This window comes from Actinocrinis sp., from assembly GCF_035650855.1.
Taxonomy (GTDB): domain Bacteria; phylum Actinomycetota; class Actinomycetes; order Streptomycetales; family Catenulisporaceae; genus Actinocrinis.
Genome location: NZ_DASRGV010000051.1, coordinates 1 through 8611 on the forward strand (window position 1 = coordinate 1; position 8611 = coordinate 8611).

Genomic DNA, 8611 nt, shown 5'->3' on the forward strand with positions numbered 1-8611 from the left:
TTGAACAGCGCCCGCACATTCCTTGGCAGCGGACCGGTCGCCGCCACCGGCAGAAACGGCTCGATCAGATCCCACTCGGCATTCGTCACATCGAAACGCGCCACGCCCGAGTTCTACAGCACACCACCGGCTCAGAACCCCGCATCACCAAGATCCGAACCAAGAACAGTTCCTAGCACGATCATCAGCTGGCTGGTCAGGATGATCGCCATGACCAGCGGCGACGGGGTGCTGCGCCCGGTGCGCAGGTCCGGGGTCCGGCCTATGGAATGCCGGGCCGCGGGACGGGTTAACAAGGAGGAAGCAGATGGCATGATACGGCGAGCCTTTCGAGGGGAGCTCGACGAGTGATAAAGTGGAGGCGCCCTCCAGAACTATACGGAGGTGCCCTCCACTTAGCAAGCTGGAAAGGGGAACTGGGTCATGACCAGCGCGGATGCCGGGGCGGTGACGATCGTCCCCGGGCGCCGTCCGCAGCGTGCCGACGCACGACGCAACTACGAGAAGCTGCTCGCGGTGGCGCGGGACGCGTTCGCCGACGACTCGGCGGTCACCCTCGAGGAGATCGCCAGGCGCGCGCACGTCGGCATCGGGACGCTCTACCGGCACTTCCCGAACCGGCCGGCGCTGCTTGAGGGCATCTACGTCGAAGAGGTCGAGGAGCTGTGCCGCAACGCGGGCGAGCTGGCTGAGGTGCTGCCGCCGTGGGATGCGTTGGTGGCGTGGCTGCACCGGTTCGTCGGGTACGTGGGCACCAAGCGGGCGCTCGCCGAGCAGCTGACCGCGGCCCTGGGCGCGCCGACCGCGGTGTTCGCGCAGTGCCGCCAGGCGCTGTTCACCTACGGCGAGCCGCTGCTCGCGCGGGCTCAGGAGTCGGGCGCGGTGCGCGGCGACGTCAGCTTCGGCGATGTGCTGCACATGGTCAGCGGCATCACCATGGCGAACTTCGCCGAGGAGGGCCAGATGGAGCGGGTGCTCGACATCGCCCTTGACGGCCTGCGGACCCGGTGACCGCCGCGCGGTATCGATCGGCGCGGTATCGATCGGTACGGTGTCAACCGGCACAGTGTTCGTCGGCACCGTTTCATCAAACGGTGCCGGACCAAAGACACGGCAGCGCCGCGAGGCGCGACCATGCCTCGCGGCGCTGCGCCGGGTGACACCGTCTCAGGTGTGCCCCTGATTCGGGTATGCCCACAAACCAGATCAGTGCAGCAGGTCGAGCGTGTTCGCCGCGTCGTCCACGAAGTAGACGTCGTCGCTGTGTCCCGCGCCGTTTCGGACCGTGGCCAGGCCGAACAACGCTCCTGCTCCGGCCGGGTCGCCGGAGGAGTCGAGCTGCACGGTCTGCACCTGCTTGCCCGAAGGCGTCGTGGCCACGAGGAAGCCGTCCCCCGCGTTCACGGTCAAGATGTCGCCGCCCTGGGCCACGGCGAGGCCGAGCGGCGTGTTGAGCGCCCCACCCCAGGTCACGGTCCGGCCGGTACCCGCGCTGTCGTCGCGCCACGGCGCGTTCGGGATCGCGGCGATCCGGTTGCCGACGCTGTCCGCGACATACAACGTGCCGTTCGCGGCCAGACCGAGGCCGGTCGGCCCGACCACCAGCGCGGCCGGGTCGGTGTGCTCGCCGAACCCGGAGCCGATGACGGTGTGCGACACCACCCGCGGGGCGTGGCCGGCCGGGATCGCCAGACCGAGCCGCAGCACCGTGCCGCGATGGACGGTCGCGCCGTTCGCCGCGACCGTGCCGTTGAGCACGTTGCTGACGAAGAGCTCCGCGAAGGAGCCGCCGTCCAGGGCGGTCATGTCCCACGGGCCGTTGATGCCGTACCCGGACAGCGTCTCGCGTACGACGCCGTGCGAGTCGAGCACCAGCAGGCAGCCTGCCTTCGCGGTGGCCCCGCTGCCGTCCGCGGTCGGCAGCGAGCCGACGACGACCCAGCCGGACCGCAGCGCGACCAGCGCGGTGGTCAGGCCGATGCCGCCGGGGCAGGCCCCGGGCAGGTGGGCCGCGCTGAGCTGCGCGAAGGTGCTGACGTGGCCGTTCGGCCAGACCTGCATGACGGTGGTGCCGGTGCCTTGCAGGTTCGATGCCGCGTTGAAGTTGCTGACCAGTACGTTGCCCTCGTGCAGCGCGCCGGTCGATTCGGGGACCACGGCCACGCCGTACGGGTTCACGTCGCCGTTGGCCGGGACCGTGGACGCGATCTGCGTGACGATGGTGTCGACGGGGGAGGCCGAGCCGGCGGCTTGCGCTGACGCGGGCGCCACGGTCGCCGCGAAGGCGAGAGCGGTGCCGGTGATTACGGTGGCCGCGAGTTGGGCATGGTGCAGCGTTCGTCGTCGTGCCATGAGTGCTCTCCTTGGACAGAAGGCGCTGCCGTTGGCGGAGATCCGCTGACGGAGGTGATGTCGTGCCCGAACCGGTTCGCGCTCTGCGTGACGCAACGGGAACGGATCCTCGGCGCGGCCGGTTCACCGGCGCGGCGCCGTGCGGGTGACCCACAGTGCCTTGGCAGGCCAAGGCACTAGCGTTGGGGCATGCTGAAGCCCACGTTGCAGATCATCATCGGCAGCACCCGGCCGGGCCGGGTCGGCAAGCCGGTCGCCGACTGGTTCCACGCGCACGCGGCGAAGCACGGCGGGTTCGAGGTCGACCTGGTCGACCTGGCCGAGGTGAACCTGCCGCTGCTCGACGAGCCGAGGCACCCGCGGTTCGCCGAATACGAGCACGAACACACCAAGGCCTGGAGCCGGCGGATCAGTGCCGGAGACGCGTACGTCTTCGTCGTGCCCGAGTACAACCACGGCTACAACGCCGCGATGAAGAACGCGATCGACTACCTCAACCACGAGTGGACGGACAAACCGGTCGGCTTCGTCAGCTACGGCGGCATCGCGGCCGGCACCCGCGCGGTCGAGATGCTGATCCAGGTGGTCTCGGTGCTCGGCATGGTCCCGATGCCGATCCAGGTCAACATCCCGCTGATCGGCGAGCGCATCACCGCCGAGGGCAAGTTCACGGCGAACGAGGCGCTCGACAACAGCGCCGCGGCCCTGCTCGACCAGCTGGCCCGCTGGGTGGCCAGATTGGGCTCCACCCGCTGAGATGGGAGGAGAAGGGAGACCGCCATGCCACACGAGGAGCACACCGTCACCGTCGACCGGCCGATCGACCAGGTCTTCGCATACCTCTCGGACGAGGAGAACGACCCGGCCTGGCGCCCGGGCGTCGTCGAGATCAGGCGCGTCTCGCCGGAAGGCGGCCAGGGCGCGACGATCCGTCAGGTGCTGCGCGGCCCCGGCGGGATGAAGATGCGCGGCGACTACCGCATCACCGCCTACCAGCCGCCGACCCGCTACGAGTTCCAGGTCATCGCCGGCCCGGCGCGCCCGGCCGGCCGGTTCGCCCTGGCCGAGGACGGACCGGACCGCACGAGCGTCACCTTCAGCCTGGACCTGGAGCCGAAGGGCGTGGCGCGGCTCATGGCCGGCCGGATCGCCAAGCAGATGCGGGTCGAGGTCGGCGCGCTCGACCGGCTCAAGCAGAACCTGGAGCGGTAGCGGCGCGGCCTACTCGGCGCTGAAGTAGCCGAACAGGTCCACGATCAGCTGCGCCGAGGTGCCGGACGGCGCGTTGAACTTGATCGTGAACGAGTTGTCCGGTGCGTAGTTGACTCCTGCCTGCGCGATGGCGGTGTTCGCGTTGGTCTGGCCGGCCGTGAAGTTGACGTTCGAGGTCTGCGGGATCGGGCCGTAACCGGGGTAGACCACCGCGAAGCCGTTGCCGGTCGGCTGGGTGACGGTCAGGTTGTACACGAACGCCACCGTGCTCAGCGTGCCGTTGATCGCGGGATTCGGTCCGAGCGGCTGCAGGTAGGGGCCGTTGCCGTTGGTCAGCGGTCCGCCCGTGTTGCGGCTGTCGTAGAGGCGGGCCGGCGCGATCGGGAGGTAGGCGTCCGGGCTGGCCGCGCTGAAGTAACCCTGCACGTCCGCGATCAGGTCGATCGTCCCGCCACTGCCGTTGTAGAGGTCGATCTTCCCGTCGGCGCCTACCGGGACGATGACCGTGTTCGGCACGGTCTGGCCGGCCGCGAAGTCGAGGCTGGAGGCCAGCGGCCTGGTCGCCGCGCCGTCGGGGTACGCGGTCACGTATCCGCCGGTGGCTTCGTTGACCGCGGTCAGGTTCAGCGCGACGGCGCTGACGCCGCTCGCCGGAAGCGACCCGGAGTCGGCGCCCGCGACGGTCAGCGTCAGGGTGTTGCCCGCGCCGACGGTCGACTTGGTGCCGCCTGTCCCCAGTCCGCTGCGGGTGTCGAGGATGCGAGCGGGGTACAGCGGCGTGTAGCCGGCCGCGGTGGTCGCGGTGAAGTAACCGGTCACGTCGGCGATCAGGTCGACGGTGCCGGCGCTGCCGTTGTAGAGGTCGATCTCGCCGCTGGAGGCGCTGCCGGAGCCGACGCCGACCAGCACGCTGCTGGCCTTGGTCAGGCCGGGCGAGTAGTCGATGTTCGATGTCTGCGGCTTCGCCTGGCCGTCCGGGTAGGCGGTGATGTACCCGGTGCCGCTGGGGTTGGTGACCGTGAGGTTGAGCGCGACCGCGCTGACGTTCGCCGGGATCGCCCCGGCGCCGCCGATCTTCAGGCGAAGCGTCGCGTTCGCCCCGAGCGGCGTGGTCACCCCGCCGATGCCGTGGCGGGTGTCGAGGATCCGGACCGGGCCGTAGGCGGTGTACTGCGAGCCCGCGGTGGTGAACTGCTGTGAGGTCGTGGCGGTGTTGCCCTGGGAGTCGGTGGCCGTGATCTTGATCGTGTAGGTGCCCAGCTTCTTGTACGAGTACGTCACGCTGGGCGCGGACACGACGGCCTGCATCGGCGTCGAACCGTCCCCGAAGTCGACGGTGTAGCCGGTGACGTCCCAGGCGTCAGTGCTCTTGTTCGTGGCGATCGCGGTCATCGTGCCGGCCGCTGCGACCGACATGGCGGCGACGAACGGCGCGGGCGGCACGACCGCGAGCTGGAGCGTCGACTTCTTGATCACTCCGGTGACGCCGGAGACGGTGAGCGTCGCCGTGTACGTGCCGACCTGCGTGTAAGTGTGCGAAAGGGAAGTATTCGTCGTGGTCTGCGTCGTACCGTCGCCGAAGTCGAAGTCATAGCTCAGCCCGTCCGCCAGACCGGTGAATCCCTTGGCGGTGAAGGTCACTGGCGAGCCGGTCGGCGCCTGGCTCGCGGAGGCGAGGAAGACGGCGCTCTGCAAGGGGGAGACGATTTCGTACGCGCCGCGGTCGAAGTAGCTCTCCGGCCCGGCGCCGGTGTTCGCGACGGAGGCGAGATCGATCCGCGGATTGCCCAGCAGGTCGGTGGCCGATTCGCCGGGAGCCGCGCTGTTCGCCGAGTCGACCGGGGTGTAAGTGTTCTTGTACACGGTGTCGTGCGAGCCCTGGCCGGTGGCCGCGGCGAACTGCGCGATCGTGGCGTAATCGGTGCCGCCCCAGGCGTAATACGGCTGGGTGCCGGTGACGGCGAGGGTGTTGTAGTCCTCGGTCGCGGTCGGCGAAGCGGCCGGGTCGACGGAGACTTGCGGCGCCGAGCCGTTCGGGCAGGAGTCGGCGCTGTCCGTGAATGTGTTGTTCTCGATCACCGCGGCGGTGTCGGCGGCGCCTAGGGTGAGGCCGCTCTTGCAGTAACTCCGGATCGTATTGCTGGTCACGATCGCGCCTGGCGCGTCGTCCAGGGAGACAGCAACCGAATCGGTCGAAGTCAGGTAGTCGGTACTGATCACCGTGTTGGCGGACCCGCCATTCACCACCACCGCCGACGTGTGCGAATCGGTGAGGTACGAATGCCCGATGGTGATCGCCTGCGAGGAACCGGTGACCACGGCAAGCGGAGCGTTGAGGGTGACGCCGTAGCCGAACGTCGTGTTGTCGAAGGTGATGTGCGAGCTGCCCGAAACCGAGACTGTGCCGGTCGGCCCGGTCTCGACGCCGATGTCCTCGAAGTTGAGGTAGGACGAACCGGAGACGGTCAGCGATACGCCGGTTGCCAGATAACCGATCCAGGCCTGATGAAAGGAGCCGTGCCGGTAGTCGGGTGCGCCGACGATGTTGATCGGCGCCGCCGCGGTGCCCGAGTGTGTGATGGTGGTCGCGGGATAGCTGCCGGACTCGACGTACACCGTCTGGCCGGGGCTGGCGGCGTTCACGGCCGCCTCGATTGTGCAGAAGGGCGTTGCCTGCGCTCCGGAGCCCGCAGAGTCAGAACACTGCGGCGACGACCCGCTGCCGTTCACGTAGAGCGTTGAGCCGGATGGTGTGTCCGCGTGCGCGACGCTCGGCACGACGGCGGACGACATGATCAAGAACGCGGACGCGACCGCGAAACGGCGCATGTGCACCGTGTTCCTCCCCAAGATGATCCCCGCCGCGCGGATGTGAGCTCCGCGCCGTAGCAGCTGGCCGGAGTCTATCCGTGTCTGTACATGCCGCACGTACGGGTTTCGTAACGGCTGGTCGGAGCCCGTTTCGGTCGAGCGGAAAAGTGGGCTTGACCTTGACGCAGCGTCAACCTTCCACGATGGAGGCATGCCAAACGAGACGGCGAATCAGAAGGCGGCGCGCAACGCGTCGCAGCAGCCCGCAGCTGCTGCATCGGAGGCAGCCGCGTCCGCGCAGGCGGAGACAGGGCAGACGGAGAGAGGGCACGCGGAGACAGCGCAGACGGCCGCGCTCGCGGTGTCCGGTCTGCGCAAGTCCTTCGGCGAGAAGGCGGTGCTGGACGGGATCGACCTGTCCGTCGCCGCCGGGACGGTGTTCGCGTTGCTCGGCCCGAACGGCGCCGGCAAGACGACCGCGGTCAACATCCTGTCCACCCTCATTCCGGCCGACGGCGGTCAGGCGCGGGTCGCCGGGCACGACGTCGCGGCCGAGCCGGACTCGGTGCGCGCGGTGATCGGGGTGACCGGCCAGTTCTCGGCGGTCGACAACCTGCTGAGCGGCCGGGAGAACCTGATCCTGATGGCCGACCTGCACCGGCTCGGCAAGGTCGAGGGCCGCAGGCGCGCCGACGCGCTGCTGCGCCGCTTCGACCTGACCGAGGCCGCCGACCAGCGGGTGATCACCTACTCCGGCGGGATGAAGCGCCGGCTCGACCTGGCCATGACGCTGATCGGCGAGCCGCGGGTCATCTTCCTGGACGAGCCGACCACCGGGCTCGACCCGCGCAGCCGCCGCGAGCTGTGGCGGATCATCCGCGAGCTGGTGGCCGGCGGCGTGACCATCTTCCTCACCACCCAGTACCTGGAGGAGGCCGACCAGCTGGCCGACCGGATCGCGGTGCTCGACCAGGGCCGGATCGTCGCGCACGGCAGCCCGGCCGAACTCAAGCGGCTGGTGCCCGGCGGGCATATCAGCCTTCGATTCGCCGACCCAGAGGCCTTGGACCGCGCGGCCGGCAGCCTGGACGTGTCAGCGCGCGATGACGAGACGTTCACCGTGCAGGTTCCGAGCGACGGCGGGGTCCGTGCCCTGCGATCGGTGCTCGACCGGCTGGACGCCGCGGGGGTCGAGGCCGAGGAGCTGTCCGTGCACACGCCGGACCTCGACGACGTGTTCCTCGCGCTGACCGGGCACGGCACCGGCGGTACCGGAGAACGACGTGACAACGCAGGACTCGACGACAGCGACGAAGGGGCGATCGCATCATGAGCAGCCTGACCTACGCGGTGACCGACTCCGCGACGATGCTGCGGCGTACGCTGCGGCACATCCTGCGCTATCCCGCGATGCTCGCCGCGTCGCTGGGCGTGCCCGTGATCCTGCTGCTGTTCTTCGTCGGGCTGCTCGGCCGCACGCTCGGCGCGGGATTGAACGCCGCACACGCCGGCGGTGTCGGGCACGGCAGCTACATCGACTATGTGGCCCCGGCCATCGTGCTGCTGACAGTCGCCTCGGGCTGCATGGCGACTTCGGTGGCGGTGTGCGTAGACACGACCGAGGGCATCATCAACCGCTTCCGCACCATGGCGATCTCGCGCTCCTCGCTGCTGACCGGGCACGTGGTCGCGAGCGTGATCCAGACGGTCGTGAGCGTGGTGCTGGTGATCGGCGTCGCGGTGGCGATGGGCTGGCGGCCCTCCGGCGGCCCGCTCGCCTGGCTGGCCACCGTCGGCCTGATCGTGCTGCTCAGCTTCGCCCTCACCTGGCTGGCTGTGGCGATCGGGCTGATCTCCAAGACGCCGGAGTCCTCGAGCAACACGCCGATGCTGATCCAGTTCCTGCCGTTCCTCGGCAGCTCCTTCGTGCCCACCGCCTCCATGCCGGCCGGGGTGCGCTGGTTCGCCGAGTACCAGCCGTTCACGCCGCTCAACGAGACCCTGCGCGGCCTGCTCAACGGCGGCCCGGTCGGCCACGACGCGCTGGTCTCGATCGCCTGGTGCCTGGGCATCCTGGTGGCCGGATACTGGTGGGCGCGCACGGTGTTCCAGCGCGGCCGCGTGCGTTGACCGGCCGCGCTGACGGGACTCAGGACTCAGGGACTCACGGACTCAGGAGCCGAGGATGACCGCGACGCTCACCATCAGCCAGCTCGCCGACTATGTCGGGGTCACC

General features: G+C 69.3%; 8 protein-coding genes. 6 read left to right on the forward strand and 2 right to left on the reverse strand.

Annotation, left to right across the window (positions count from 1 at the left end; all coding sequences use genetic code 11):
• Positions 1-423 precede the first annotated feature (423 nt).
• Positions 424-1011 (forward strand): TetR/AcrR family transcriptional regulator, encoded by a 588-nt coding sequence (locus VFB40_RS04110; protein ID WP_324847917.1) that lies wholly within the window; start codon positions 424-426, stop codon positions 1009-1011.
• Between the two features lie 195 nt (positions 1012-1206).
• On the opposite strand, the gene VFB40_RS04115 is transcribed toward VFB40_RS04110, so the two are convergent.
• Entirely contained in the window at positions 1207-2352 is a 1146-nt protein-coding gene (locus tag VFB40_RS04115) for an NHL repeat-containing protein (protein WP_324847918.1), read from the reverse strand.
• A 189-nt stretch (positions 2353-2541) separates the two neighbouring features.
• Between VFB40_RS04115 and VFB40_RS04120 the strand changes: the two genes are divergently transcribed.
• Entirely contained in the window at positions 2542-3108 is a 567-nt protein-coding gene (locus VFB40_RS04120) for an NADPH-dependent FMN reductase (RefSeq protein ID WP_324847919.1), read from the forward strand.
• 24 nt (positions 3109-3132) lie between these two features.
• Positions 3133-3564, forward strand: coding sequence for an SRPBCC family protein (locus VFB40_RS04125; RefSeq protein ID WP_324847920.1), 432 nt, complete (start codon positions 3133-3135; stop codon positions 3562-3564).
• 9 nt (positions 3565-3573) lie between these two features.
• On the opposite strand, the gene VFB40_RS04130 is transcribed toward VFB40_RS04125, so the two are convergent.
• Complete coding sequence (locus tag VFB40_RS04130) at positions 3574-6207, reverse strand: beta strand repeat-containing protein (RefSeq protein ID WP_324847921.1); 2634 nt, start codon at positions 6205-6207, stop codon at positions 3574-3576.
• Positions 6208-6316: 109 nt separating this feature from the next.
• Between VFB40_RS04130 and VFB40_RS04135 the strand changes: the two genes are divergently transcribed.
• The 3 genes from VFB40_RS04135 (at position 6317) to VFB40_RS04145 (ending at position 8505) form a co-directional block, all read left to right on the forward strand.
• Complete coding sequence (locus tag VFB40_RS04135) at positions 6317-6439, forward strand: hypothetical protein (protein ID WP_324847922.1); 123 nt, start codon at positions 6317-6319, stop codon at positions 6437-6439.
• Positions 6440-6586: 147 nt separating this feature from the next.
• Entirely contained in the window at positions 6587-7708 is a 1122-nt protein-coding gene (locus VFB40_RS04140; protein WP_324847923.1) for an efflux ABC transporter ATPase subunit, DrrA-related, read from the forward strand.
• Positions 7705-8505, forward strand: coding sequence for an ABC transporter permease (locus tag VFB40_RS04145; protein WP_324847924.1), 801 nt, complete (start codon positions 7705-7707; stop codon positions 8503-8505). Before VFB40_RS04140 ends, VFB40_RS04145 begins: the two co-directional genes overlap by 4 nt.
• Positions 8506-8611: the final 106 nt, after the last annotated feature.